The following is a 26,529-nucleotide window of genomic DNA, read 5'->3' as shown; positions in this document are numbered from 1 at the left end:
CAGGGCCGGCGGCGCCGGCCCTTTTGCCGTGGAAACGCACAGCCGGCGGCCTGCCGAGGCATTCGCTTCTCGCGCCGCTTTGCGGTTGAGAGGTCGAGAGGGATTGTGGTCCAGCGCCCATCGCACTGGCCTCAGCAGGCGCGCACCGCGCCGGAAGCATGCGGCTTTTCCTGGCCTCGCGTGCGCATCGGTCGTCGTGGACGCGGCGTCGCCACGGCACGCGTCCTCCCCATTTTCAGCCGACGAAAGTTAAGTCAAGGGGTCAATTCGGGCAGCACGTCGCGTCATACGGCTTGAGCGGCGCATGAGCAATAGGCCGCGCGGGGCGTCGTCGGAACCGGCCAGAGCGGGCGCGATCAGACGCGCTGGGCTCGTAGGCGCGAATCCGCTTCACCGAAGGGGCAACCGCAGGGTCGGCGCTGCAGCGCATCTCGCGACCTAGCAAGGCGGCCACGACCGATACGCCGGAGCCCGGCTGGCCCATGACCACCATGGCGGCAGGCTGCGCGGATGGGAATGCGGAGGTGGGAGTCGCGCACTCGGTGAGGTCGGGAAGGCAGCACTCCACCATGAAGCGGTCTCGCCCTGCCGTCGTCCGCCGTCTCGTCGACCGGGGTGGAGATCCATGGCCGGCGCGGGCAATGACGCTGGCGTCCCGGTCATTCGCTTCAGCACGCCTGCGATGGCGCTCATGTCCGCCACATCGAAATCCGCCAGGAGGCGCTGCGCCTCCTGGCGCTCCCGGTCGAATCGTTCGTGTTCGTTCTCGTGCTCGTTCTCGTGCTGGTCCTGAGGGTCAGCCTGCCTGGCCTCGTCGCGTCTTGCGCTCGCGTCCGCAACGGACCGTTGCAGCAGGGCGAGGGCAAGCTCGGCATCGATCGTGGTCTTGCAAGGGCCCCCATACCGCGGCTCGAAAGGGTTCAGCTGCTCGCGTTCCTTCGGAGCCTGGCCCTGGTCCGCGCCCTTCGCCAGATCGAGCGAGAAACTGCGGCTCAGCACTGCCTTCGTCAGCATCATGCGCAGAACGTCCGGCAGCTCCATCCCACGTGCCTTGGCCATCTGATGGGCACGCCTGGAGATGTCTTTGTCGATACGGAATCGGACGATCGGACTGGGCTCCATGGCGATGCGTTTATAGCGCTGCCTCCCTCAAAGATCGACTCTCTTTGGTCGTAGGGCGCCCCGCCGGCTTCGCCGCTGTCGGGCTGCTCCAGCTTCGCGCCTTCGCACTCATTCCCTCATGGGGACGGGCCTCGCGGCCCGCCTTGCGCATCCCTGGCGCACGGGCTGCGCCCGGTGAACTGCGTTCACGACTTCCCCTGATCAGACCTGCCTGCGGCAGGTAGAGGCGCTCGCCGCGCGGCGGTCGGGGTGCGCGTCGGCCTCGGGCGGTTCTGCCGTTCCCCTGCGTCTTCGCCTGGTCCGGTGACTCTGCGCCCGCGGGGCCGGGGGACCGGCTTCGCCTGCAAGGGGGTTTTCATAAAGCTGCGCTTTACACACCTTCCCCCTTGCTCCTCCGGCCCCGCCGTCGCGGTCGTTCACCGGGCGAAAGACTCAGGAGAACGGCGGCCAGCTCCGGGCAGGAGGCCGATGCGAACCCCCACCCTTCGTCGAAGGGCTCCAGATCTAGAAGCCCGGCCTCTCTCCTCAACTTCAACTGCAAAGGAAACGGACATGACTGCTGTTGCCGAGACTCCCGTCGCCGCCCGAGGCAAGACGCGACGCAAGCTCAATGGGGCCAAGCCCCCGAAGACGCCCAAGGCTGCAAAGCCCACCGCCCGGGACGTGCGGGTGCCGCTCCACCTGCTGGTGCTCAGCGAGGCCAACGTGCGCCGCGTGTTCCACGAGGACGGCATTGCCGAACTCGCCGCGCTCATCGCGTCGCAGGGCCTGCTGCAGCGGCTGTCGGTGGTCGCCCGGGCCGATGGCCGCTTCGCCGTGGTGGCAGGCGGACGCCGCCTGCGCGCCATGCACCAGCTGGTCGCCGACGGCAAATGGAGCGCATCGCAGCCCGTGGAATGCAAGCTTTACGACGACGCCCGCGCCGCCGAAGTGTCGCTGGCGGAGAACTCGGGCCGCGAGGCCATGCATCCCGCCGACGAGATGGAGGCCTTTCGGAAGCTGGTCGAGCAGGGCCTGACCGTGGCGCAGATTGCCGGCCGCTTCGGGGTGAGCGCGCTGACCGTCGAACGCCGCCTCCGGCTCGCACGTCTGGCTCCCCGATTCCTCGCGATGTACCGCGCCGACGAGATCCAACCCGACCAGTTGCAGGCATTGGCGCTCATCGAGGAGCACGCTGCGCAGGAGGCCGTGTGGGATGGCCTGCCCGCCTATGACCACGATGCATGGACGATCCGGCGCCTGCTGACCGAACAGTCGTGCGCAGGCGACAGCCGGTTGGCTCGCTTCGTGGGCATCGAAGCCTATGAGGCCCGGGGCGGTACGGTGCGCCGCGACCTCTTTGCCGATGGCGACGACGCGGGGAGCGTCTATCTGGACGACCCGGTGCTGCTGCAGACCCTCGCGCTGGAGAAGCTGCGCGCCCTGGCCGAGGAAGTCCGCGCCGAAGGCTGGGGTTGGGTGGACTGCCTCACCGAGGGCGACTCCCTCGCGCTGCGCCGCTACCAGGTCGAGCCGCAGGACGAGCGCGTGCCGACACCGGAGGAAGCACAGGCCATCGAAGCCCTGGAAGCCGAGCGCGAGCGTCTCTCCAAGGCCTATGACAGGAACGAGGATCGCCGGAACGAGGATGAGCCGAGCGAGGAAAAGGGCAGTTCCGAATCCGACGACTACGAGGCCGAGGAAGAGCGCCTGTCCACTGCCTTGGACGACCTGGAGGACAAGCTCGACGCGGCCCGCGCAGCTTTGCAAGCGTGGACGCCTGAACAGATGGCGCGCACCGGTGCATTGCTCGCATCGACCACGTGGGACGCCCGAGCGTCCATCGGGGCTTGATCCGGCCCGAGGACCAAAGAAAGAACGAGGGCGGTGCGGGCAAGGGTGGTCCAGGGAAAGAGGGTGCCGGGAAAGGCGCAGGCAACTCGGCCTCCGGCAGCAATGCCAACGGCAGCGGTGATGAAGAAGACGGTCACCGCGAGGCAGGCGAGGACACGCGGAAGCGCCCCGAGTTGAGCGAGAAGCTGATGCGCGATCTGACGGCGCATCGCACCGCTGTCCTTCAAGCCGCACTGACGCAGAACCCGCAGGTGGCACTCGTCACGCTCGTGCATCGGATGGCCGAGACCGTCTTCGGCCAGTACAGCCGGGGCAACGATGTGGTGAAGGTGAACGTGCACCTGACCAGCGACTACAGCCTCGCGCAGCACGCCACCGGCTACGAGAACTCGCCGGCCGGCGCGATCCTCGGCCAGGCCGAGACGGAGTGGGGCGACCGGCTCCCCGGCAACCCCGAAGCGATGTTCGCCTGGCTGCTCGGCCAGGATCGCGAGACGCTGCTGGAACTGCTGGCCTACTGCACCGCGCGCAGCATCGACGCCGTCGCGGGCCGCGAACGGTCGCGCGATCAGAGCGATGCCATCGCCGAGGCCCTCGGCATCGACATGGCCGACTGGTGGACCCCAACGCCCGAGTGCTACCTGCGCCATGTCCCCAAGGCCAAGGTGATCGCGGCGGTGACCGAAGCATGCGGCGCACTGGCGGCGCAGCCCTTGGAGAAGATGAAGAAGGACGAGGCCGTGAAGGCGGCGGCAACGCAGTTGGAAGGCAAGCGCTGGCTGCCTTCGACGCTGCGCCCGTATGCAACAGGCTCGGCCGGTGTGGATAAAAAATTCAGGGGTGACATCGGGGCAGAAACCGCCGAAGACGCGCAAGGGCAGGGCGATCTCGGCGATGACGGCAGTCCTGACTGATCGCTGAACGCCGGAAGGGGAGGGCGTCGACCCGTCCCTTCCGGCGTTCCTTCTCTCTTTTCCCTCACCTGTTCCGCCGCAACCTCCCAGGAGCCCGTCATGTCCTTCTCGCTGACCTCTGTTCAGCGTACGGCGCTGCGCGCCGCGCTGATCAATCGTCTCGTCGTCCTGTGCTTTGGCGCCGGCGTCGATTCCGCGGCCATGCTCGTCGCCCGGCGCCTCGCAGGCCTCAGGCCCGACGCCATCACGTTCGCCGACGCCGGTGGCGAGAAGCCGCCGACCCTCGCACACATCACGCGCATCGAGCACGTGCTGCGCGCATGGGGATGGCCACCCATCGAAACCTGCCGCAAGCTCACTCAACCCGGTACGCCCTACAACGACCTGCAAGGCAACTGCCTGGCCAACGAGACCCTGCCGTCGCTCGCCTTCGGCATGAAGTCCTGCTCGATCAAGTGGAAGCAGCAGCCGCAGAACCAGCATTTGATGGGTGTCGTACGCGGGCCTAACGCGAAGTGCGCTCCGCGGGCCTCGTGCAATCCGTCGCGCCCGGATGGCGCATCCGCATTGCGGACGATGGCCAACTCGCGGGCCGGGCCTCGGGCATCTACCTGCTCGACATCCGCACGCTCTGGTGCGGCATGAGCTTCATGGGCTCGGCCGAACTGGAATCGATCCGCCTGGACGGCAAGGACAGCGGTCTGGAAGCAGCAGCCCTCAGTTCGACGGCATCGCGCCCCATGCTGGAAGCACAGCGGGCATTGGCCTTTGGCCGCATGCCGCAGCGCGACACCGAGCGCGACAAATATTTCGCGCGTTCGCAGGGACCGCTGCGCCTGCTCAGTCCCGAGGAGGTGCGCCACTTCGCAGCGACTTCAATGCTGACCGATCTCAGCAATCCGAATTCGGCGGTGCGCAGGATCATCGGCAACCGCCGACCGGCCCTCAATCCTTTCTTCGCGCAAGTCGCGCCGGCCGAGTGGATCGATCGGACGACGCCCAAGGAGTGATCACCACGTCCGCCGGGCTTCGGCTCGGCGGTGTCCGCATGCAGCGCAACCGGGCGTGAGGCTGCATGGGTCCGCAGGCATGAGCCCGCTGATGCGGCCTTGCTCAGACGGCAACCGCAGATCGCGCGCTCCTGGCCGGCGGTACGTGACGCAGGCGAATCTTCCTGGCTCCTTCTCGCGTCCTGAAGGCCGCCTCGTATGAGCTTCTCGCCGCCTCGCTTCGCATCGTGCTGGCTAGGTCCGATTGGTTGATTGGGGGCGGGCTGGCTTGCTGTGACCTTCATCGTGCCACGCGGTTCTCGCCGTCAAGGCCTGCGCACGCGATGCGTGCTTGCGGCCTGCGGCCGTCTTCGAGCCTTGACCGCTGCGCTGCCGCGTGACCCGACACGGTCCCGGGCAATCCCGCCCGCAACCGTCCAGGAGCTTCACATGACTACCACTTCGATCGCTTTCCTGACATCGTCTGCGTTCTCTTTACTGACCGACAAGCAGTTCGACCTGCTGCGCGCCAATGGCCTGATGGCGCGGCTGCACGATGAGCGCGGCGAGCTCTTCGATCCTCATCCGATCGTGAAGCTCTATGTGCCCGGCATGCGCGCGACGTGGCTGCTTTCGGCCATCGATCCACGCACACCAGGGATTGCCTTCGGCCTCGCGGATCTTGGCTTCCCGGAGCTGGGTTTCATCAGCCTCGACGAACTGGAAGAACTGCGCGTTGGCGGTGAACTGTCCGTGCGACAGGATCGGGCCTTTCATCCCGTCAAGCCCCTGAGCGAATACGCTCGCGATGCCCGGCGTGTCGGGCACATCGTGACCTGAGCTTGTTCCCGGCTCCACGGGGTCGCCGCGAGTCGGTGACCCCCTTTCTTCGCTTCGGCTTGTCTTGGCATTGGTGGCCTGGACACGCAGCCAAGCTCGAGGGCTTGTGTTGGCCGCCTGCACCGACGACTGATCAACGTCGCGGGCTTCTCAGGATCTACCGATCAGCTCGTGCACCTTGATACGCGTGGCTGCGTCAAGCGACGGCCACGCCGACATGAGTGCGCGGCCGATGCGCGCCTGTTCCAGCACGTCACGCGATCCGAGCCAGACCGTGCCAGTGACCAACGCCGCCGACAGCGTTGCGCTGAGGGAACAGGCGACCCAGACCGGGATCCGGATGCCGTTGGGCGCTGAGTTGGCCGGCGGGTTGCTCCTTTCAATCGCAGCCTCGATGCGCGCGGCCGAGCCACTGAGCTTGCGGCCGGCCTCCAGCATGAGAGGCTGTGCGTCCAGCGACTGCTGGACCAGCGACCCTAACGTCGTGAGATCGGCACTCAGCTCCTCTCGCACCTTCGTGAGTGACTGCGCCGCTTCCTCGGCGCGCTGGAGCAATGGATCGACGTCCTCCAGCAGGATGCGCAGCGCCGCATGCTGAGCGCTTGCCGGATTCACGCGCGCTTCCTTCCGGGCGATGCGGGAGCGACATCATTCGCACTCTGCTCTCCGAATAGCAACGCGTAAACGCGCATCAAGTTTTCGTGCGCAGTCACTGCAAGATCGTGTGTCATCTGGCCGGTCATGGCGCGCTCCAGGGCAGCCATGTCGCCTGCGCGCTTAGCTTCCCCGCGCGCCGCCTTCCAATCGGCTGTGTTGGCGGCGAGCTCGCGCACGACCTGCCCGGCCTCCTTCGCCAGCTCAAAGACCTCGTTGCGGTCGATGACTGCATGAGGTTCGTAGACCGCCTTTCCCCTGCCGTCGGCCGTCGCGTAGCCCAGCACCTGCGAGTAGACGATCTCCACAGGATCCTGCGTATCGCCCGCGTATTGGTTGAACACCACCCGCACCTTGCGGGAGTCCAGCCCAAGCTCGTGAAGCCAGTCGATGGTGGCGATCGTGTCAAGCTGCTGCTTGGCGGCCGGCACGGTGGGCACCAGCACCAGGTCGAATTCCCCGACAGCGCTCTTGAAGCGCTTCATCTCCGTCATGAACATTGAGACGTTGGAGGCGCCGACGTCCAGGACGATGTTCTCGCTCTGCATGAGTTCCCGGAAAATGTCCTTGAACCGACTGGCCCCGAGTTCCTCGACATCAAGGCCTTGCATGTCGTTCGCAGCACTTGCGTTGATCGACTCGACGCTCAGGATGCGCGAGCCGGGCGAGTAGGCAGCCAACAGGTGGACGGCAAGGGTGCTCTTGCCGACGTTGCCCGAGAGGTTCAAGACGCAGATCTTCATGGTCGGTCCTTTCGTCGTCTGTCACGTTGCTGTTGGCGATACAGATCCCGAGCTATCTGCCCGTAGTCCTTGGAACTGGCGACCTCTCGGGCCTGCCGCAACGCGTCCATGACTTGGGTGGCTGTGGAGGTGGGATGCGTGGGGTTGAGGTGCGTGAAGGGCGCCGGAGCCAGGCGCGCTGCAATCGAGTCCGCAACCGCAGCGCCTGGCTGCATCGAAGAACTGGCGCTCCTTGCGCTCAATGCAGAGCCGCTCGGGAAAGCGGGGGCAGTGGTGGCAGCTGAGGCGGGCGACGCTCGCGACGCCTTCCTCATGCGCATCAGGCAAGACTTGTAGGTGTTCCAGCTCGCCCGAAGCCCTGCGGCTTCGAGCGCGGTGTGGATGGCCCTGTGGCTGTGACCGACACCGTGCGCCTCAAGGATGAGCTCGCGCATGTGGCAGAGCACGATCGAGGCACTTCGAAGGTTTTGGGCCACCAGTTCACTGGCCCGGTTCCTTACGCGCTGCAAAACGTCCGGCTCTTGCATTTGATTTGTCAAATCGTTGCTTCGAGGGGTACATTGTGAACTGTCCGAACCTATTTGTCTCTATTAGAGGATCGAATGGAGAAGCAAATGAAGGATGCAGTAGTGATGCAGTTCGAGTGCAGTGGGGATGCTGAAGCGCTACAGAAAAGCTGCAGTTTGGGCGCAGTTCGAATGCAGTCAGCCTTCGGCCTGCTAACACGCTCTCGGTCGATCCTTCGGCTCGTCCGACCCGTTTTCCTCGTCGAAAGCTCCGTTCTGGCGGACGGCAATGGGTTCGCCGACTCGCCTAGAGGCGATACACCATACGCACCTACGAGGTGCCCGCAAAGCCGCATGCAGCCTCGAAACTTCGGTATGACCTGGCGTCGGGCAGGTAGGACCTCGCGCCCGCAAACCCTCATGGTTGCTGGCTGAGGAGGTATGACCATGGCCAGCGTTGTATCGATCAAGTTCAACGACGAGGAATCCGAGGTGCTTGCACGGGCCCACGCGGCTTCCGGCGTGGCAGGCGTGAGCTCGCACATCAAGCAGGTCTACTTCGACGCGCTCGAGCTCAACGTCAGCGTGCTGCAGGAGATCCGCGGAGACCTCGACCGGATTGGCAGCAACATTGAGCGCCTGCGACGGGGCGATGACGCGCGCACCGACCCCCAGATGCTGTTGAGCATCCTGTGCGGCCTCTACGTCATGGTGCGCAAGTCCGTGGGCGACAGTATCCGGGCACAGGCCGACCAGGCGCTCGATGTCAGCGCGATCGAGCGCTATCTCAGCGGACCATGAGGCTCCCATGTTCGTCAACCATCGCACGCCCGACAAAACCTTGCGGTCCTGGCTGGCGCTGGGCGTGCTGCTGGCCATCATTGCTGGCTGGATCGCCAACGTGGCGCTGTACTACCGTCTGCCGATGCCGCTTTTTGCGAAGGGCCTTTGGTATGCAGCCAAGGCCACGCCGTTCCTGCCCGCGCTCTGGATCGGCCCGGCCCTCGGCCTAGTGTTGGGGGTCCTGGGATTCGCGGTGTGCACCAAGCGCTATGCCAATCACTTCGGCGGCTCGGTCTTCGTCACGCGTCTGCGCGGTCCGAGGATGGTCGGACAAAAGGTGCTGGCGTCGCAAACTCTTAAAGGCAGGCGCAAGAGCAACGGGCAATTGCTCTTCGCGAGCATCCCGATCCCGAAGGAGGTCGAGAATACGCAGTTCTTCGTCGGCGGTTCGACCGGCACGGGGAAGAGCGTCTGCATCAGCGACTACATCGAGAGCGCGGTGGCGCGTGGCGACCGCATCGTCTGCGTCGATCCGGACGGCGCCTCAATGCGCTATTTCTTCCGGCCTGGCGACGTCATCCTGAACCCCTTCGACAAGCGCAGCCAGGGCTGGAGCATCTTCAATGAGATCCGCACCAGCTTCGACTGCGAGCAGTATGCGATCAGCCTGATCCCGCGCAGTCCGTCGACCGAGCAGGAGACCTGGAACTGCATGGGGCGCACCATCGTCAGCGAGACGTTGACGGTCCTCTTGAGGCAGGGTGCGGGAACAACAGAGCGGCTGGTGCACTGGCTGACCACAGCCAGCAATGACGACCTGAAGGCGCTTCTGGCAGGCACCCCTGCCGCGGGCTGCTTCCATGGGGCGCCGGATACCTTGGCCAGCATTCGCACGGTGCTGACTCAGTACATCACGCCGCACAAGTACCTGCCGTCGGGCGACTTCTCCTTCCGCGACTGGCTCGACCGCGGGCACGGCAGCCTCTGGATCACCTGGCGCGAGGACATGCTGCAGGCACTGAAGCCGCTAATCTCGTGCTGGGTCGATGTGACCTGTGCCAGCGTGCTCTCGATGCCCGAGGCGCCGGGCCGCCGCATGCATCTCGTGTGCGATGAGCTCGATTCGCTCGAGAAGCTCAACTACATCATCGATGCAGCGACCAAGGGGCGCAAAAAGGGCCTGCGGATCATGCCGGGCGTCCAGTCGCTGGCCCAGCTCAACGACACCTATGGCAAGGACGACGCGCTGACCTTGCGCAATTGCTTTCGCAGCGCCTTCCTGTGCGGCATCGGTGAACTCGACACTTACACCGCCGAGGAGTTTTCGCGCGGACTCGGTGAGCACACGGTACTGCGTCGCGCTCCGAGCGTGTCGGTCGGCTCGGCAGGCGGCAAGGGCACGCTCTCGCACCGGCAGGACACTGAACGTCTGGTGTCGCCGGCGGAGTTTCATCTGCTGCCGAACCTGACCGGCTACGTCAAGCTCGCCGGCAACTATCCGATCGCGCGAGTGACGATGAAGTACAAGACCCGTCCGGTGGTTGTCGCGCCCATGATCATGGCGGACGGCTTCCATGACCGTCCTCGCGAGCGAAATCTGCTTTTCACGGCCCCTCACGGCGTGGCGACGGCATTGTCTTCGTCGGGTACTGCCGCCATTGCCGCGACTGCGCATTCGTCGTCCTGACGCGGGAGGCCGCCCATGCTGTCCTTCAAATTCGTCACCAGCGCCGCGGGCGCCGCGCACTACTTCGAGACTTCGGACGACTACTACGGCAAGGAGGGGCACCGCGGCGAGTGGGTCGGCCAGAGCGTCATCCATCTGGGCTTGGATGGCGCGCAGACCATCGAGCGCGACGGCTTCCAGAACCTGCTCGACGGACAGCTTCCCGACGGCAGGCGCATGCGCCTGAGCCAGACCAAGGGCGGCAAGGACCGCAAGGGCATCGACTTCACATTCAGTGCGCCGAAGTCGGTGAGTATCCAGGCCCTGGTCAAGGGGGACGAGCGCATCGTCGCGGCGCACGACGCTGCTGTGAGGAGAAGCCTGGAGCTGATGCAGGAGTTTGCGGCGACGCGGAAGAAGCAGGGTGGTCTGTCGTTTCGGGAGCGCACAGGCAACCTCGTTGTGGCCACTTTTCGTCATGAGCTTTCACGAGCGCAGGATCCGCAGCTGCATACCCACGCCATCGTGATGAACCTTACCCGGCGCTCCGACGGCGAATGGCGAGCACTGTCGAACGAAGACTTGCTCAAAAACGTCAAGGTGATTGGCGCGTTCTACCGCGCCACGCTCGCGGCCGAACTCCAGGCGCTCGGCTTGGACCTGCGGGAGACGCGCAAGGGCGGGTGGGAACTGGCGCACGTCACGGACGCAGCGATCCAGCATTTCAGCCAGCGCAGCCAGGAAATCGAGAAGCTGCTTGCATCGCGAGGACAGGATCGGGTGAGCGCGACCACTGCGCAGAAGCAGATCATCACGCTCGCGACAAGGCAGAAGAAGACCGAGAGCGATCGGGCTTGGCTGCGTTCGCACTGGCTGCAGACAGCGAGAGAGGCGGGTGTGGACCTCGACGCGCAGAGCGGAATGATCCATGCGGCGCAACACCGGGCGAGGAGGGCCGGCGAGGCCATTGTCGAGGAACTCAGCGGCAAGAGCCGTAACCGCCAAGCCGCCGATGACGCGATCGACTTCGCGATCGCCCATCTTGCGGAGCGCCAGGGCATCTTCTCCCGGGCGGAACTGCTCGAGGTCGCCTACGGGCGTGCGGCGACGCGAACCACGACCACGGCCGTGGAGAAAGCGCTCGACAAGGCCAAGACCGATGGACGGCTGCTGCCGGAACTGCCCCTCTTTCAGACCGCCAGGTCGCTCAATATCAGCGCCGGCGAATTGGCCAAGGATCCCAATGCCGCCCGGTTCAAGGGGCACGACGACTTCGAGAAGCTCACACGCTCGTCTTGGGTGGCCCTGACCATGGCCGCGCGCGGCCAGACCCAGGTGCAGGCCGAGGCGACGGTCGATTCGGCGATCAAGCGTGGTGCCCTCGTCGCGGCGGAGGCCCGGTTCGCGACGCCGGAGGCGAAACGCAGCGAAATTCGCATCCTCGGGCTTGAGAAAGCGGGGCGAGGTGCAGTAGTGCCAATCGCGTCCAAGGAGCGCGTCGCCACCATGCTCTCCACCAGCGATCTCAATCCGGGCCAGCATAACGCTGTAGCGATGGTGCTGACGGCGAGCGACCGCTTCGTCGGTATTCAGGGTCTGGCCGGCACCGGCAAGAGCCACATGTTGAGCAAGGCGGTTGAGGGGATCAAGGCAGAGGCGTATCGCCTCTCTGGCAAGCACGGCTATCGCGTGATCGGCTTGGCTCCTTATGCGTCGCAGAACGAAGCGTTGGCGGCGCTCGGGATGGAATCGCAGACGCTCGCATCATTTCTGGCCCGAACTTCCCAGCAGCGCACGCTGGATCGGCGCAGCATTGTGTTCCTGGATGAAGCCGGCGTGGTCCCTGCGCACCAGCTCGAGAAGCTCATGTCGATCGTCGAGAAGCAGGATGCGCGGCTCGTCCTCTGTGGTGACCGCAGGCAGACGCATGCCGTGGAGGCCGGTAAACCCTTCGAGCAACTCCAGGATGCCGGGATGACGAAGGCGTTTCTCACAGAGATCAGGCGCCAGAGAAACGAGGCGATCCGCACAGCCGTGGTCCATGCCGCGAACGACGAGGTACCTCGGGCCGTCGCCGTGCTTCACCACACCATCGTCGAGGTTCGGCAGGATGCGCACCGCCATGCTCGACTTGCGCAAGCCTATGTTCAATTGCCGGAGGCTGAGCGCAGCGAGACACTCATCGTGGCCGGAACGAACGATGCCCGGCGCTCGATCAATGCGTTAGTGCGCAAGGGCTTGTCGCTGCCGAAGGGGCAGTCAGTCGAGGTCCTGAACAACGTGGACATGACGCGCGCCGAATTGAGATCCGCGCAGAGTTACGACGCAGGACAGATTGTGGTGCCGCAGCGCACTTACTCGCGGGAGCTTGTGCAAGACGAGCAGCTCAGGGTTGTGAGCCACGACATCCGGTCCAACACGGTGACGGTCGAGCGCGAAGGGGGCCAAAAGGTGACCTTCAATCCCGCGCGCTGCTCCATGTTGCGTCTCTATGAGAAGGAGACGGTCGATATCGCGCCCGGTGATTGGGTTCGCGCAACGGCCAACAACAAGGTGCTCGGCGTATGCAATGGCGAGCGCTACCAGGTCAGCGCGGTGGAAGCCGGTCAGTTGGTCTTGAAGCGCGACGCACGAACAGGCTCGGACATTCAGTCGGACATTCGCATCAATCGCGTCCGGCCCATGCACCTGCAGCACGGCTACGCGAGCACGATTCATTCGGCGCAGGGACTTACGAAGAACCGCGTGCTGGTCGATGCCAACACCAAGAGCTTGACCAGCAATAGGGCGGTCTTCTACGTGGCGATCTCCCGACCCCGGAATGACATCACGCTTTTCACGGACGATGCGTCGAAGCTTGCCGCGGCAATGAGTCGGGAGCCGAAAAAGTTTGCGGCGTTGGAGTTGCGGGATGGACGCTTGGAATCTCGAGTGCTGAAGGCCAGAATCGACCGGTCGGCGCAGGTCAGATTGGCGGCTCAAATCAGGATGCGCCCGCCGCCTACAGCACCTCGCGAGGACACGCTCAAAGTGCGTTGCTAGAGGTGCGGGTGTCCACGTCGATTGCACTGTCGCGCCTCGAGGAATCGAACCTTTCGGCATTCGGCAGCGGGGTGGATCATGAAAGCGCGAAACATGAATGCGCGTAAGCTGATCGTGGTGACTTCCATCGTCATGGGGCTGGAGTTTGTAGCGCCCGCACCCGCACTTGCCGCGCGATGCTTGCCAGACACCTTTTTGGTGATTCGTTCGGAGTCGCTGCCGGAAGATGCGCAGCCGAACGGAGTCGCCATGGGTGGGATCGCGATATCCGAGGCCCAGCTGCTTTCCCTTCCGGTTCATGCGATCACTACGGCTACCGACTGGACACCGAGAAGCCGCTTTGATGGCCCGCTCCTGAGCGACGTCCTCGCGCTTGCCAAGGTCCGAGGAAAATCCGTCAGGTTGTTCGCACTGGACAACTACTCGATCACGATTCCCTGGAGCGACATGGACCGGTACGGCATCATCCTCGCGCACTCGCAAAACGGCGAGCGGCTCTCCAAGCGCAAGTTCGGGCCGCTTTTCCTGATGTACCCGCGCGATCAGTACGCATCGGTGCTTGACACCCCGACTGGGACAGAGAAGTTCATCTGGCAGGTCTGCGGCATCCATGTTCGGTGAGAGTTTGGGTGAGCGTATGAACGAACGCATGTCCACCTGGTTCAAGGGCCGGCGCTTCTACGCGGCGATCGGGTTGCTCCCCGCGATCTTCAGCGTCACGGCGTTGCTGTTGTTCTGGCCGGGTGGGTCGGATTGGCCGCGCAGCGAACCCAGGGAAGGCTTCTATTGGTCCGCTGCACAGTATGAGAAGGCGTTCGGCAGAGCGAGGGAAGAGTTGCGTGCGATTGCAGCCGGCGAGACCGTCCGGCCCGAGACCCTCGATCGCGTCACATCCGTGCTCGGCTCAACCGCCGATCGATTGCTTGCGCCATCGAAGCTCAACGACGCGTTGAGGACGATCGACGGCTACCCCGCTATGGCTGAACAACTCGCTCGTTTCGATCAGGAAGTTGTTGCCCGCGTCCATGCACAGGATTTCGACGCCGGGGCGGCGCGAGACCTCCTGAGCCGCTTCAGTGAAGTCGAGCCTGTGGTCCAGGACTGGGTCGAAGCTGCCCGCTCCAAGGAAATGGCGAGCGGCGATGAGGTGCTACTCCGGATGACGCACACCCGCAACATGGCCCTGTTCGCCGCGGCGTTGTTGGGAGTCGGTGGGTGCATCTGGCTCCTGTCCATTCTGGGTGAGCGTCGTGCCTTTCGGATGGTGGCCCAACAGCGACTGTTGGCACTCGAGGCAGAGAAGAATGCCAAGGCAGAAATGGAGGAGGCGGTTCGGGCCAAGACCCAGTTCCTGAGCATGGTGAGCCACGAACTTCGCTCGCCGCTGCAAGCGATACTGTCATCAGTCGACGTCCTTGGTATGGCGATTCCACCCGCCGAGCGCGAACAGGCGATCGGACGCATCCGGCGTTCCTCGATGGTGCTAGGCGTGCAGTTGCGGGATTTGCTGACGCTGGCCCGAGGCGAAGCCGGGAAGTTGGAGATCCGGCCGGAGTCGTTCGAGGCACGAGCGCTCATGGACGATGTCGCCGACGTGGCAGGCGAGCGCGCGCGCGACAAGGGCCTCACGTTCAATCTGTTGATGCCCAAAGAACCAGTCTTTGCGATGGCGGATGTCCTGCGCATCAGCCAAATCCTAGCGAACCTCGTGAGCAACGCGATCAAGTACACGGAGCGTGGCCACGTGTCCCTCGAACTCGAACCCGCGCCGCTCGGTTCGAGCAAGTTGGTCTTTCATGTCACCGACACGGGGCCCGGTATCCCCTCGGCGCGCCTCGCAACGGCGTTTGAGCCCTTTGAGCGTGTCGGCGCGCCCGGCAAGGCAGACGAAAGCGCCGGCATTGGACTCACCATCGTGCGTACCGTGGTGAAACATCTGGGTGGGACTGTCGAGATCGACAGCCAGGAAGGGCAGGGCACCAGGGTCACGGTGCGTGTGCCAGCGCTCATCGAGGATCCCGACGCGGTGCACGGTCACTCTGACGCGATGGACGCGGTGCTCATCGTGGAAGACCGCGGCTACATCCGCGCCTCGATTCACAGCTTGGCCACGCGCATGGGCTACCGCTGCGATGTGGCGGACTCAGCGGCCGCCGCAGCCAACTATCTTGCAGCGACTCCCTACTACACGGTGCTGATCGACCTGGACATGCCTGTGAGAGGCGGGATTGAACTCGCAATGGAGACGCGGCGCCTCGACGGCCCGAACCAGAACGGATATCTGGTGGCGATGAGCGCGGCTGCGCCCGAGCGAGCGCTCGTGCCATGGCCCTTCGACCAGGTCATGGAGAAGCCGATCGAAACGGCGCGCTTCGAGCGGGTGCTAACCCATCGCGAGCGAGAGCGGCAACGATGAATTCGAGCTGAACCGGCTTCTCGAAGGTTGGGAAGTTGTAGTCGCTCGAGGCCACCGCGACCTCATGGGTGTTGAGGTTGGAGTCCCGAAATTTGCCGCTAACCAGGGCGATCGCGCCGTGCTTGGTTTCCTCGCGGATCATCGCGATAAGTGGGAGGACGGTGGCGCCGCCGCGCAACTTCCAGTCGAGGATGTAGCCATCGAATGGCTCCCGCTTGATCTCGGCCATCAATGCGTCAATGGTGTTGAAGGGCGATGCCGCGTAGCCCCTTTCGCGAAGGCCGGCGCAGATGGACTTGGTCACATCCCGGTCGTCGTCCAGCACGGCGATGCGGGGAGGCGTGTCGACGGATTGATCGATCTCGATGCGCTGGACGCGTAGCGTGGGCTGGCCAGCCGCTGCCGACGCCGGCACAACCGTATAGATCCCGGCGTTCTCCATGGCCACGAAAGCGCCGCTGCCGAATTCTTCTTCGTCAGGCTGAAGCCATATGCGGCAGGGCGTTTGAACATCCCCGAGCTGCAGCGTCGCACGCGTACCGCCTGCGAGGCGACCGCCGCCCAGCATTTCCGGCAAGGTCTCTCCGAATTTCTCTGCGATCGCTTGTAGCTCTTCCAAGGTCCAGGCCGCGGTGCCGTGCGTGCGCCGATGAGAAGCCGCACGAGAGATCCCAAAAAAAACGCCAACGAAGGCGGCCTGCCGGTGCTTCGGGATGCCGTGGCGTTCCAGCAGCGCCCTGACAGCGTGCGCAGCCTGTGATGGAAAGTCTTCTTCTTGGTCAGGAGGGTGTGATTCGTGCATCGACGCCATTTTTGTAATTTATCGTTACGCGCAACAGTTAAATGCCATTTGTCTCCTTCAGAGGCACATAATTGATCCGAGGCGGGCGACATCTGCTAGAACTGATCCGCTAACGGATTAAAAACTGAAACCTCTGGGCTACATCTGAAGCGAGTGAGTGATGTTTGCTTCTATTCTCGATCAAGCCACGGCGGGATTGGAATCGGTGCTCGCCACGTATCAGGGGGAGACGGCCAAGTGCTGACCATCGCCGCGCTCCTTGAGCAGTGCGCGCCGCAGGTGTCGCCGGTTCTAATGCAGGCGCTGGTGCGTACCGAGTCGGCTTGGCAGCCCTTGGCGATCGGCATGGACAACGCGCAGGGAACCGTCAAGCAACCCGCGACGCTTGCCGAGGCGATTGCAACCGCGAAGGAATTGGCCGCAGCGGGCCGGAAGTTTTCGGTCGGTCTGGCCCAGATCCACGTGAGCAATGTCGCCCTCTACGGCATGACGTGGGAGCAGGCCTTCGATGCCTGCCAGAACCTCGCCGTGAGTCAGAAGATCCTCTGGAACTTCTATCAACGCGCATCTGCGTCCGGCTACTCGGGTGTTGCCGCCATATGGGCCGCCCTTCGCGGCTACAACTCGGGCGGCGTCGACAGTGCCGTGAGCGACGAGTACGCAAACCGGATCTTTGCCTACATGAGCAGCGCACCGTCGCAGTTTCAGCTTGGGTCGGACGTGCCGGTCACCAAGGCTCCTACGGCTGCTTTCCTGACGCCCGTATCGTCCCCAGTTGTTCCGGCGGATTCCGCGAAGGCAAAGCGCCCGGGCGAATCCCTCGACATCTTCGAGAGGACCAAGGAGGCGGGCTTCTAGCCGCTCGTCCCTTTAGCAAGCGCAACACCAACCAACTCCGCCCTATCACTTTGGGAGGCTCCATGAAAGAGCAGGTCATCGCCGCACTGTCGCGCATCGACACCTTCCGGTTTCGAAGAGGCCTTGCGATCACACGGCTGACAGGCAGCACCGCCGTGCTGGCGTTGGCAGCCCATCCAGCAATGGCGCAAAGCCTAAGGCAGGCCGGCGTCAACATCTTCAACGTCATCTATGGCGTCGTTGGCGTGATCGGCGCCATCGCATGCCTGCTGACGCTCCTGAACTGGGTGACGGGCAACTGGCTTGGCCGCGACGACCCCAAGAAGATCTTCTTCCAGGCGCTGGTCGGCACGGCGCTGGCTTTCGGCGTCGTGGCCATTGTCCAGTTCGTCAAGGACATGGTGGGCGGCTCGGCGTCGGGTATCTCCAACCTCTGAGACTGGCATGAGCCGGGGCGACATGAACGACATCGACCATCGTCATGAGGAACCCGCGCTGGAGCGCGCGGTGATCTACAGGGGGCCACAGGCTCCGGTTCTGCAGGCCTACGTGCCGCTTCCCGTGTTCGGAGCCGAATGCATGATGCTCCTGCTGTGCATGCGTCTATTTGGCTTCTGGACGCTGCTCCTGCTGCCGATGCACTTGGTCCTAGTGCTCAAGACCAACGACAACCCGTTCTGGGTGCGAGACTTTGTGGCCAGCTATCGCCACCGCTGGTTTGCGCAGAACAAGAACACGCACGGCGACGGCGTTGTGAGCTTCAGTCCCCACGCGAGTCGCCGCGAGGTGAAGTGATGTCAGCCATCCCCAATGTTTCCAACGTGCTCAACATCGGGGCTGAGCGCAGCGTCGCCAGTTGCCTGCCATACTCGCAGCAGATCGACGAGCACACGGTCATCACCTATGAGGGCGATCTGACCCAAACCTTCGAGGTACAGGGCTTGTCCTTCGAGACGATTGGCCACAAGGAGCTCGACAACCTGAACCAGCAATGGTTCTCCGCCATCAACAACATTGCACGCAGTTCCAACGTAGCGCTCTGGACGCATGTCGACCGGCGACGGGTTCGCTACGACCTCTTGAGCTTCTCCTACGACAACGACCTCAGCACGGAGTTCGCGCGCCAATACGCGCGCAAGTTCGATGGCGAGCAGCACTTCGTCAATCGGCTGTTCGTGTCACCGGTGTACCGATTGGCGGGGAACAAGGCGGATCGAGCGAGCATCCGCCTTTCCGAGCGGGCAAGCGAGGGAATGAACGGACTGCGCCTGCGCGCGCGGGACGAACTCTCGAAACTCTCGGCGCAGTTGATGGCCAGCCTGAAGCGCTACCACCCGCGGCTGCTCGGCGCCTATGAGAATCAGGGCGCGCTTTGCTCGCGCACGGCCGAGTTCTATAGCCGGGTCCTGAACAACACCGACCGGCATATCCATCTCGAGGCGTACGAACTAAGCCAAAGCCTGCAGGCCGCTGCACTGAACTTCGGGGCGGAAACGGTCGAGATCGAGGGCGCCTCCGGATCACGCTTCGCGGCCGTCCTCACCCTGGTCGCGCCGTACCGCGCCGAGCAATTGGATTCCAAGGTCTTCGATGGGCTCCTGTCATCCTCCTTCGAGTTCGTGTTGAGCCAGTCGGTGACCGTATTGGCCTTCGACAAGGCCGACGCGCTGCTCAAGACCCAGTACAACAAGATCAAGTCCACCAGCGACAACGAGGAGCAGTTGAATGAGGTCGCGGCCGCCCGCACCCAACTGCAGGCCGGCAAGTTCTCGATGTTCGAGCACGAGCTGATCCTGTTCGTCTACGGCGATTCCATCAAGGAACTCAATCAGAACGTCAACGCAGCGGTGACCTTGCTCGACCAGAAGAGCATGAACACCTCGCGCGAGCGGGGTGGGGCGCTTATCTGCACCTACTTCAGCACGCTCCCGGCAAACTTCAAGTACGGCCGCATCCGGGCCATGCCGATCAGCAGCAAGAACTTCTCCAAGTTCTTCCCGATGCACAACCATCCGCGCGGGAATGCCAGTGGCAGTCAGTGGGGCGCACCGATCGCGCTCATGAAGACGGCGGCCGGCGGTCCCTACTTCTTCAACTTCCATGTGAGCCGCGACAGGTTGCTGGAGCAGGGCATCCGACTGGACTACGACGAGGAGCCAGCCAGAGCTGACCTCGCGGGAGACCAGGCTGCCAACGACCGGCGAGATGGTCCGGCAGTCAAGGCCCACCGGAAGGAGCTTGGCAACTACAAGATCATAGGCCGCTCAGGTGGCGGCAAGACAGTGCTCAAGCTGGCGCTGCGCCTGCTCGCCCGCAAGCAGGCGATGGCCAGCGGCAAGCCACTGAAGGTCTTCAGCTTTGACAAGGACTACGGCGAGGAGATCTGCATCCGGGCCATGGGCGGACGCTACTTCCGTATCGCGGGCGGCGAGCCGACTGGCATGAACCCCTTTTCAATGGCGCCGACGGCGGAGAACATCTCCGTGATCTTGAGCATCATGAGCTGGAACGCGCAGTTCGACGGCAAGTACGTCATGACGCACAAGGACGAAGAGGACCTGCTGCGGAGCATCCGCCAGGTCTACGAGCTCGAGCCGAAGCATCGGCGGTACGCAAGGGTGCGCGATGCGCTTCCGACCCATCGGGAGAACAGCCTGTATCAGGCACTGGGTCGCTGGTGCGATGGCGGCGCGTTTGCATGGGTGCTCGACAACGCTGAGGATCGATTTGACCTCGACGGCGCGCACACCTTCGGGTTCGACATGACGAACTTTCTCGACATCGCGGAGGCCCGCACACCGATCCTGCGCTACCTCACCCACAAGATCGCACAGAACGCTTCCGGTGCACCGCACATCATCGATATCGCGGAGGCCTGGCGCGCGCTGAAGGATCCGCTCATGCAGACCTTCATCGAGAACAAGGGCAAGACGATCCGCAAGGAAGACGGCGTGATCGGTCTCGACACGCAGGAGCCCAGCGATATCAGCCGCTCGCCGTTGGGTAGCACGCTGTTGTCCCAGTTCCCGACGCAGCTGCTGCTGCCGAATGGTGAGGCGGAGCAGGCCGACTACATCGACGGGCTGAAGCTCACGCCCCGGGAGTTTCATCTCATCAAGCAGACGCCCGAGAACTCGGGCCAGTTCCTCCTCAAGAAGGGCGCCGAGTCGGTGATCGCGAAGATGGACCTGAGCGGAATGGAAGACATGCTTGCCGTACTTTCCGCAAGCCTCGACAACGTCGAGGTCATGCACGCCGCGATCGATGAATTCGGGCCCGATCCACGTCAGTGGTTACCTGTCTTTCTGAAAAGGAGAGCGTGATGAAGCTGATTCAACTGTTGAAGCGCGCCACGCGTCGTCTCGGCGTGGTGGCTGCAGGCCCCGCGATCGTTGCATGTGGCGCCTACGCGCAGGTGCCGGTGACTGTCACCAGCGACATTCCGGCCGCCATGAACCAGATGCAGACAATCGCCAAATGGGGCGAGCAACTGAATGCGATGAGCAAACAAATCGACCAGATGAGACAGGTCTACGGGACGCTTCAGGGCTCGCGCAACCTCGGCAATCTGATGAACAACGATCTGTTGAATCAGTATCTGCCGCACGACTATGTTGGCGCCGCGCAAAGTCTCAGGAACGGCAGTGGCTCGTTCTCAGGAATATCGGGCTCGTTGAACGACATCGTCCGGGCGAACCAGTTGAAGTCGTGCGCCGAACTGAACAGCGATGCAACCATGCGCACCGCCTGCACGCAGCAGTGGCAACAACTCGCCTTGCAGAAACAGATCGGCGACATGGGGTACCGCAAGGCCTCCGAGAACATCCGCAACCTGCAGACCTTCGTCGGCTCGATCAACGGGTCCACCGACCAGAAGGCCATCTCCGAAGTTCAAGCCCGCATCCAGGTCGAGACCGTGCGCATGCAGAACGAGCAGATCAAGCTCTCGACGATCCAGGCGATGGAAGAGGCCGATCGTCGCCTGCAGCAGCAGTCAGCCATCGACAACTTCAATGCTGGCATGGCGCGCGGGTCTGCTGGCGGAATCAGGTTCTGAAGATCATGAAAAAACAACTGTTCGAGCGAACTGCGGTGCTGATCGGAGTTCTGTTGATCGCGAGTTGCAGTAAGCGGCAAGAAGTGGTCGAGGCCGCCAAGTTTGACCCGAAGTTCATCGCCGCTGAGGCAGACAAAGGAAACCTTGCCCCGCTTACCGAGCTGAATGCCGCTTGCAGTCTTGAGATCGAAAAGCACGGGAAGCGCCTATCCGCGTGCACGGCTCAAGATGAGGTACGCAGACTGTCCAAACCTCTTAACATCAGATTCTGATGCGGAGCTTGACGTGGCCGACAACATCATTGGCGACATCTACAACAACTTTGAGAGGGCCCTGGCCGGGTTCTACCAAAGTGCCGCAATGGGAGTTTCAAGCTATGTGATCCCGATAGCTTGGGTGCTACTCGGCATCTGCATGCTGATCTGGTGCTATCTCATCATTGAAGGCAAGGTAACCATGCCGATCACCGATTGGCTCCTCAAGTTTGTCGGCTTCATGGTGGTGTTGTACGTGATGGGGAATGGGTACCTGTCATGGGTGGCGACTCCGCTCTTCGCTTTGCCCAGCGAACTGACGCGTGCGCTGAGTGCAACCTCAGGATCGGCTCCGGATCTACTCGGTCAAGTGAACGAGAAGGTGGTGGACTTGGTATCGGCCATGTTCACTGCTGGAACAAAGTTGATCAAAGAATTGGCGTTCGGGCCCGCCATTGCGCTTTTCTTGATGGGAGTCCTTGTCATCGTAGCGGTCTATCTAATGCTGGCGGCGGCACTCTTCTCAGTCATCTTTTCTGAGCTTGGTCTCAGCATGGTGCTTGCTGTTGGCCCATTCTTTGTTCTGGCACTCGTGCTGCCTCAGACACGCAACTATTTCTACTCATGGTTAAACACGGCGCTGTACTTCGTTTTCTATCACGTGTTCACGGCACTTTTCATCTTCATGTTTATCGGCATCGTGAACAGCTATGTCGGGAAGCTCAATTCGACGCTCGGCGGTGTTGGCGGCGGGAACGTGTTGTCGATGGTAGCGCGGCTGCTGGGAGCAAGTGGAGAAGGCCTGAATGTCGCGGCGATCACCATTCCGATTCTGATCATTTCGTTGGCGATGTTCTTCATGTTTCTCCAGATCCCGACCATCTGCGCATCGTTGACGGGAGGTAGCGGCGGATCATTCGGTGCGGGCCTGACGAATCTGACGCACGCCAAGTCTCTTCTCACTCGTTCGCGGGTCAGATAGGAGATGAGTGATGACCGCAACGTTTCGTTTCGTGATTGCGTTGCTCGTGATGTACCTCTCAGGCTGCGGTGGGCCAAAGCCACCGCCCGGCTGGCCCACCGGTGACGAGCGGCCCATCAATCCTTCCCACGTCACAAAGGCAGCCAAGTGACAGAGAAGGAGTCCTACTTCGCCAAGGCACTCGACTGGGACACCCAGTCGCGTCTCGACCTTGAGCGGCGAGCGACGCGCAACGCCCGGATTGCCTGGGCATGCGGGATCCTTTGCGGGCTATGCGTCCTGAGCGTCACCGTCCTCTTGCCACTCAAGCAGTTCGTACCGGCCATCATTCGAGTCGACAACGCCACCGGTGCCTACGACGTGCAGGCTCCCGGCGAGATCGTGAACGTCGGACGCGATCGGGATCAGAAGATCATTCTCTCGGATGTCGCCCGCTATGTGCTCGCGCGCGAGGGCTTCACCCGAGGTGAAGCCGAGGCGAACTACAAGACGGCCTATCTGATGTCCTGCGGACCGGTGCGCTCCGCTTGGGAAGACTTCTTCAACCCGGAACTCAATGCGCAGTCGCCGGTGAAGACCATGACACCGACCGACTCGGAGCGCGTGGAGATCCAGAGCATCACCTTCCTGCCGACCGACCAGGACGACCTGCGCGTCGCCCAGGTTCGATTCGACAAGACGGTGACGCGTGGTGTCGCACCACCAGTGCGCACCCGGTACATCTCGACGCTCACGGTGCGGTACGAGCAGGCGAACGTGCCCTCCCAGATCCGCGACCTGCACGTCAACGCGTTCGGCTTCTGCGCCGTGAACTACCGGCGGGATCAGGAAGGCGTGTCGCAGGTGCTCGGTACGGCCGGCACGGCCTCGGCAGGGCAGGGCGGTCCCACTTCGGCACCCACGCCCGCGCCCGTGTCCGCGACCGCAACTGTCCCTGCGATCACCCCAGCCAATGTTGGGATGCCTCAGGCAGTGGTGCGATGAGAACGCCGCTCTCCTCTGCGTGGTTTGCGTGCGTTGCCCTTGCGGCAACCGCAAGCCATGCCGAGGTCGGCACGGTCCCTTCGGCCAATGATGCGCGCATCCAGACGGTTCGCTACACCGGCGACAACATCATCCGCATCGCCGCGGCCGAAGGCATCGTGACAACCATCGAGCTCGCCAGGAACGAAGAGATCAAGGACTTCGCGATGGGCGACCGCGACGCCTGGCACGCAGCCATCAACGGCAACCTGTTTGTGCTCAAGCCCAAGGACGTCAAGGCAGACACCAACCTGACGCTCTTCACGAACCGTCGCAGCTACCTGTTCCAACTCAAGACGACCAGCCGGACTGCGCGCAACGTCGCCTACTGGGTTCGGCTGCAGTACCTGGAGGGCGATGCTTCGACCGCTGAGGGGCGTGCGATCGCAAAGCAGGAGGCCGACCGCAAGCAGATGAAGGCGGACCTCAAGGCATCGGCCCTAGAGGGCAACCTGAACTACGACTACTGGATCATCGGGCCGCAGGAACTGCAGCCACTGTCGATGCACGACAACGGCCGTCAGACCTTCATGTTGTTGTCCGCGGCCAACCCGATGCCGGCGGCTTTCATCATCGAGCCGGACGGCACCGAGAGCCTGGTCGACTACCACGTCGAGGAGGACACGATGGTGCTGCACCGCGTCGTGACGCGGATGATCCTGCGTCGCGGCGGTCTCGTCGCGGGCATCACCAACAAGTCGCCGACCCTCCCAATCCAGTCGGCTCCTACGGGCACGGCCAGCGGGAAAGTGCAGCGGGCGATTCGCGAACCGGGAGGGGAGTGATGTTCGAACAGAAGCTGGAAGCACCGGTGGCCGAGGAGGAGCGAGAGGGACTCGTCGAGCACAAGCGAGCCGTTGCTCCGGGCCAGAAACTCATCCTCGTGGCGACCTCGAGCGTCGCGGCGTTGCTGATTCTTTTTGGGATCGCGAGCAGGAACAACTATTTCGGACTCTTTGGGATGCCCGCGCCGGCGAAGACCACTGCGCCGATTGACTCTCGCCCGCTGTCGGCGCCGGAGATCAAGGTGCCACTGGCGCTCGGGCCGACTCCTTCGGTCCCATCCTCTCCGTCCTACGTCGAGTGCCCTGGCGGCTTGCGCTTGCCGATTGGACTGAACTGCCCGGAGCCGGAGAAGAAGGCCGAAGCAGCCCAGCCCACGGTCCAAGGCGGCATGTCTGAGGAAGACCGCATCCGCGAGCGTCGACGCAAGAGCGCGATCACCCTGGCCGCGACGCAGCCGGCTGCGGCCGCAGCAGCGCAGATGGGGTCCGGGGCGACGATGGCGTCCACCGCGGGCCTCCCCGGCGCCTCGACGCCGCAGGGCGGCACGAACGCACTGGCCAGTGCGTTGTCGTCCACGAACACGCCCGGGACCAGCGCAACGGTCAACCGGAACCCCTCGGTGACGCTCGCCAAGGGCACATTGCCCGACTGCACATTGCTGACCGCGATCCTGACGGATCAGCCCGGTTTCCTGAAATGCATCTTGAGCGCGCCGGTGATGTCGATGGACGGCAAGGTCGTGCTCATGGAAGCCGGCACCACGATGGAAGGGGAATACACCCAAGGGCTGCAGGCGGGGCAGAAGACGATCTTCACGTTGTGGTCGCGAGCCGTCACGCCCCACTTCGTGTCCGTGCAGTTGAACTCGCCAGGGACCGATGCGCTTGGCCGGGCCGGCACCTCGGGGTACGTCGACAACAAGTGGTTCGAACGCTTTGCCGGGGCCATCTTCTTCTCCCTGCTCCAGGACGCCAAGCAGATCTATATCGCGCGGGACGATGCCCGCGCCCAGAGGGCGAGCGGAAGCCCTTATGGCACGACGTACAACATCGGAACGCAGGGCACGCTCGCCCAGCTGAACAACACGGAAAACGCGACAAACACGATCGTGGAGGAGATGCTCAAGCAGGGCAGTCAGCTGAAGCCGAGCCTCTACAAGAACCAGGGCGAGATCATCAAGATCTTCGTCGCGCGCGACGTCGACTTTTCCACGGTCTACGAACTGCGCCCGGCCGCACCGAACAACTGAGGTATCGCCATGGGTGCACCTGACAAATACGTCTCGATCCTGGCCCATCTGCGCGCCTTCGAGGGCTGGCTGGCCGATCCGGGCGTGAACGAAATCGCCGTGAACGCCCCGGGTGCCGTGCAACTGTGGAAGAAGGGCGTGTGGGAGCGCGTAGAGGCGCCGATGATGACCTTCGAGTATCTGCAGGCTCTTGGCAACTTCCTGTCGAACATCTCGCAAAAGCCGTTCGACGAGGCAGATCCGATCCTCTCGGCCTACCTGCCTGGCGGCGAGCGCATCGAGATGACGATGCCCCCAACCGCGCCGCGCGGAATGATCTATCTCAATCTGCGCAAGCACACAAGCCAGTCGTTCGAGCTGGGCCAGTTCGTGGCGCAAGGCTACTTCGAGCGAACACGGCACGTGTGCTCGACAGCCCTAGCTGAAGACGAGCGCCACAGGCTCCTCAGTGAGCTCGAGCCCGCGCAGATCGAGCTGTGGGAACTGGCGAAGGGCGGGGAATGGCCAGCGTTTCTCGCACAGGCTGTGCGAGAACATCAGAACCTGATCGTGTCGGGCGCGACTGGCAGCGGCAAGACCTCGTTCATTCGAGCGTTGATCGAATTGATTCCCCGTTGGGAGCGGCTGATCACGGTGGAGGACATTCCCGAGATGCCGCTCGCGAACCATGCGAACTCCCAAGCGCTCTTCTATCGGCGCGATTCCCACGCGGGCGAGCGCGTCGTCGGGGCAACGGCCAAGCAGGTATTGCAGGCGGTGATGCGCAAGACGCCAAACCGTGTGCTGTTGGCCGAACTGCGGGGCGACGAAACCTTCTACTACGTCCAGAACGTCCTCAACTCGGGCCACCCTGGCGGCATCACGACCGTCCACGCGAATTCATCGCAGGAAGCCTTCATCCGGATCGCTCTGTTGATCAAGGCATCGGACGAGGGTCGCAGCCTGGCGCTTGACGAGATCATGCGGCTCCTGCACACGCTGGTCCATGTGATCGCTTAACTGGTTTTCGA

At 63.2% G+C, this 26,529-nt stretch carries 26 protein-coding genes; 22 read left to right on the top strand and 4 right to left on the bottom strand.

Translation table 11 applies throughout. The annotated features are described in order from the left end of the window. Positions 1-438 precede the first annotated feature (438 nt). Positions 439-1,059 (bottom strand): hypothetical protein, encoded by a 621-nt coding sequence (locus QTH97_RS26230; RefSeq protein ID WP_286571451.1) that lies wholly within the window; start codon positions 1,057-1,059, stop codon positions 439-441. Between the two features lie 615 nt (positions 1,060-1,674). On the opposite strand from QTH97_RS26230, the gene QTH97_RS26225 reads away from it, so the two are divergent. The 5 genes from QTH97_RS26225 (at position 1,675) to QTH97_RS26205 (ending at position 5,698) form a co-directional block, all read left to right on the top strand. Then, positions 1,675-2,955, top strand: a complete 1,281-nt coding sequence (locus QTH97_RS26225; RefSeq protein WP_286571450.1) for a ParB/RepB/Spo0J family partition protein — start codon at positions 1,675-1,677, stop codon at positions 2,953-2,955. After that, positions 2,952-3,869 carry a hypothetical protein gene (locus tag QTH97_RS26220; RefSeq protein WP_286571449.1) on the top strand — a complete coding sequence of 306 codons (918 nt, stop codon included), beginning with the start codon at positions 2,952-2,954 and terminating at the stop codon, positions 3,867-3,869. Before QTH97_RS26225 ends, QTH97_RS26220 begins: the two co-directional genes overlap by 4 nt. A 99-nt stretch (positions 3,870-3,968) precedes the next feature. Beyond that, complete coding sequence (locus QTH97_RS26215) at positions 3,969-4,514, top strand: hypothetical protein (protein WP_286571448.1); 546 nt, start codon at positions 3,969-3,971, stop codon at positions 4,512-4,514. Beyond that, positions 4,511-4,879: a hypothetical protein gene (locus QTH97_RS26210; protein WP_286571447.1), complete on the top strand. Its 369-nt coding sequence runs from the start codon at positions 4,511-4,513 to the stop codon at positions 4,877-4,879. Before QTH97_RS26215 ends, QTH97_RS26210 begins: the two co-directional genes overlap by 4 nt. A 429-nt stretch (positions 4,880-5,308) precedes the next feature. Then, a complete protein-coding gene (locus QTH97_RS26205) occupies positions 5,309-5,698 on the top strand; it encodes a DUF2958 domain-containing protein (protein ID WP_286571446.1) in 390 nt (129 codons plus the stop codon). 150 nt (positions 5,699-5,848) lie between these two features. Here QTH97_RS26205 and QTH97_RS26200 read toward each other — a convergent pair whose 3' ends face one another. Next, positions 5,849-6,313 (bottom strand): hypothetical protein, encoded by a 465-nt coding sequence (locus QTH97_RS26200; RefSeq protein WP_286571445.1) that lies wholly within the window; start codon positions 6,311-6,313, stop codon positions 5,849-5,851. Next, positions 6,310-7,095 (bottom strand): StbB family protein, encoded by a 786-nt coding sequence (gene stbB, locus QTH97_RS26195; RefSeq protein ID WP_286571444.1) that lies wholly within the window; start codon positions 7,093-7,095, stop codon positions 6,310-6,312. Before stbB ends, QTH97_RS26200 begins: the two co-directional genes overlap by 4 nt. Positions 7,096-8,048: 953 nt before the next feature. Here stbB and QTH97_RS26190 point away from each other — a divergent pair. From QTH97_RS26190 to QTH97_RS26170, 5 genes are all read left to right on the top strand, one after another. Beyond that, on the top strand, positions 8,049-8,402 hold the full coding sequence (locus tag QTH97_RS26190) for a hypothetical protein (protein ID WP_286571443.1): 354 nt from the start codon (positions 8,049-8,051) through the stop codon (positions 8,400-8,402). A gap of 7 nt (positions 8,403-8,409) precedes the next feature. Continuing rightward, positions 8,410-10,071 carry a type IV secretion system DNA-binding domain-containing protein gene (locus QTH97_RS26185; RefSeq protein WP_286571442.1) on the top strand — a complete coding sequence of 554 codons (1,662 nt, stop codon included), beginning with the start codon at positions 8,410-8,412 and terminating at the stop codon, positions 10,069-10,071. 15 nt (positions 10,072-10,086) lie between these two features. Next, positions 10,087-13,092, top strand: coding sequence for a MobF family relaxase (mobF, locus tag QTH97_RS26180; protein ID WP_286571441.1), 3,006 nt, complete (start codon positions 10,087-10,089; stop codon positions 13,090-13,092). A gap of 93 nt (positions 13,093-13,185) precedes the next feature. Continuing rightward, complete coding sequence (locus QTH97_RS26175; RefSeq protein WP_286571440.1) at positions 13,186-13,713, top strand: putative pterin-binding protein; 528 nt, start codon at positions 13,186-13,188, stop codon at positions 13,711-13,713. Positions 13,714-13,729: 16 nt separating this feature from the next. Further along, the gene (locus QTH97_RS26170; RefSeq protein ID WP_286571439.1) at positions 13,730-15,508 is read left to right on the top strand and encodes a hybrid sensor histidine kinase/response regulator; all 1,779 of its coding nucleotides are present in this window, start codon (positions 13,730-13,732) and stop codon (positions 15,506-15,508) included. Here the strand turns inward: QTH97_RS26170 and QTH97_RS26165 are convergent. Continuing rightward, the gene (locus QTH97_RS26165; protein WP_286571438.1) at positions 15,435-16,319 is read right to left on the bottom strand and encodes a helix-turn-helix domain-containing protein; all 885 of its coding nucleotides are present in this window, start codon (positions 16,317-16,319) and stop codon (positions 15,435-15,437) included. The two genes, QTH97_RS26170 and QTH97_RS26165, sit on opposite strands and share 74 nt — an antisense overlap. A gap of 228 nt (positions 16,320-16,547) precedes the next feature. Between QTH97_RS26165 and QTH97_RS26160 the strand changes: the two genes are divergently transcribed. The 12 genes from QTH97_RS26160 to virB11 all read left to right on the top strand — a co-directional run bounded on the left by QTH97_RS26160 (position 16,548) and on the right by virB11 (position 26,518). Next, positions 16,548-17,168, top strand: coding sequence for a lytic transglycosylase domain-containing protein (locus tag QTH97_RS26160; protein WP_286571437.1), 621 nt, complete (start codon positions 16,548-16,550; stop codon positions 17,166-17,168). Between the two features lie 62 nt (positions 17,169-17,230). Then, the gene (locus QTH97_RS26155; protein ID WP_286571436.1) at positions 17,231-17,605 is read left to right on the top strand and encodes a hypothetical protein; all 375 of its coding nucleotides are present in this window, start codon (positions 17,231-17,233) and stop codon (positions 17,603-17,605) included. Positions 17,606-17,627: 22 nt separating this feature from the next. Next, positions 17,628-17,963, top strand: a complete 336-nt coding sequence (locus tag QTH97_RS26150; RefSeq protein ID WP_286571435.1) for a hypothetical protein — start codon at positions 17,628-17,630, stop codon at positions 17,961-17,963. Next, the gene (locus QTH97_RS26145; protein WP_286571434.1) at positions 17,963-20,491 is read left to right on the top strand and encodes a VirB4 family type IV secretion/conjugal transfer ATPase; all 2,529 of its coding nucleotides are present in this window, start codon (positions 17,963-17,965) and stop codon (positions 20,489-20,491) included. The genes QTH97_RS26150 and QTH97_RS26145 overlap by 1 nt, the downstream gene beginning before the upstream one ends. A 17-nt stretch (positions 20,492-20,508) precedes the next feature. Then, positions 20,509-21,225, top strand: coding sequence for a P-type DNA transfer protein VirB5 (gene virB5 / locus QTH97_RS26140; protein WP_286571433.1), 717 nt, complete (start codon positions 20,509-20,511; stop codon positions 21,223-21,225). Positions 21,226-21,230: 5 nt separating this feature from the next. Then, complete coding sequence (locus QTH97_RS26135; RefSeq protein WP_286571432.1) at positions 21,231-21,497, top strand: hypothetical protein; 267 nt, start codon at positions 21,231-21,233, stop codon at positions 21,495-21,497. A 13-nt stretch (positions 21,498-21,510) separates the two neighbouring features. Further along, positions 21,511-22,461, top strand: coding sequence for a TrbL/VirB6 family protein (locus QTH97_RS26130; protein ID WP_286571431.1), 951 nt, complete (start codon positions 21,511-21,513; stop codon positions 22,459-22,461). A 10-nt stretch (positions 22,462-22,471) separates the two neighbouring features. Continuing rightward, positions 22,472-22,612 (top strand): hypothetical protein, encoded by a 141-nt coding sequence (locus QTH97_RS26125; protein WP_286571430.1) that lies wholly within the window; start codon positions 22,472-22,474, stop codon positions 22,610-22,612. After that, the gene (locus QTH97_RS26120; RefSeq protein WP_286571429.1) at positions 22,609-23,445 is read left to right on the top strand and encodes a VirB8 family type IV secretion system protein; all 837 of its coding nucleotides are present in this window, start codon (positions 22,609-22,611) and stop codon (positions 23,443-23,445) included. Before QTH97_RS26125 ends, QTH97_RS26120 begins: the two co-directional genes overlap by 4 nt. Then, positions 23,442-24,269, top strand: a complete 828-nt coding sequence (locus QTH97_RS26115) for a TrbG/VirB9 family P-type conjugative transfer protein (RefSeq protein ID WP_286571427.1) — start codon at positions 23,442-23,444, stop codon at positions 24,267-24,269. The genes QTH97_RS26120 and QTH97_RS26115 overlap by 4 nt, the downstream gene beginning before the upstream one ends. Beyond that, on the top strand, positions 24,269-25,519 hold the full coding sequence (locus QTH97_RS26110; RefSeq protein ID WP_286571426.1) for a TrbI/VirB10 family protein: 1,251 nt from the start codon (positions 24,269-24,271) through the stop codon (positions 25,517-25,519). Before QTH97_RS26115 ends, QTH97_RS26110 begins: the two co-directional genes overlap by 1 nt. Positions 25,520-25,528: 9 nt before the next feature. After that, complete coding sequence (gene virB11, locus QTH97_RS26105; RefSeq protein ID WP_286571425.1) at positions 25,529-26,518, top strand: P-type DNA transfer ATPase VirB11; 990 nt, start codon at positions 25,529-25,531, stop codon at positions 26,516-26,518. The last annotated feature ends 11 nt before the right edge of the window (positions 26,519-26,529 follow it).

Origin of the sequence: Variovorax gracilis, from assembly GCF_030317115.1 — a bacterium.
Taxonomy (GTDB): domain Bacteria; phylum Pseudomonadota; class Gammaproteobacteria; order Burkholderiales; family Burkholderiaceae_C; genus Variovorax; species Variovorax gracilis.
This window is presented reverse-complemented; position numbering and strand designations above follow the sequence as displayed.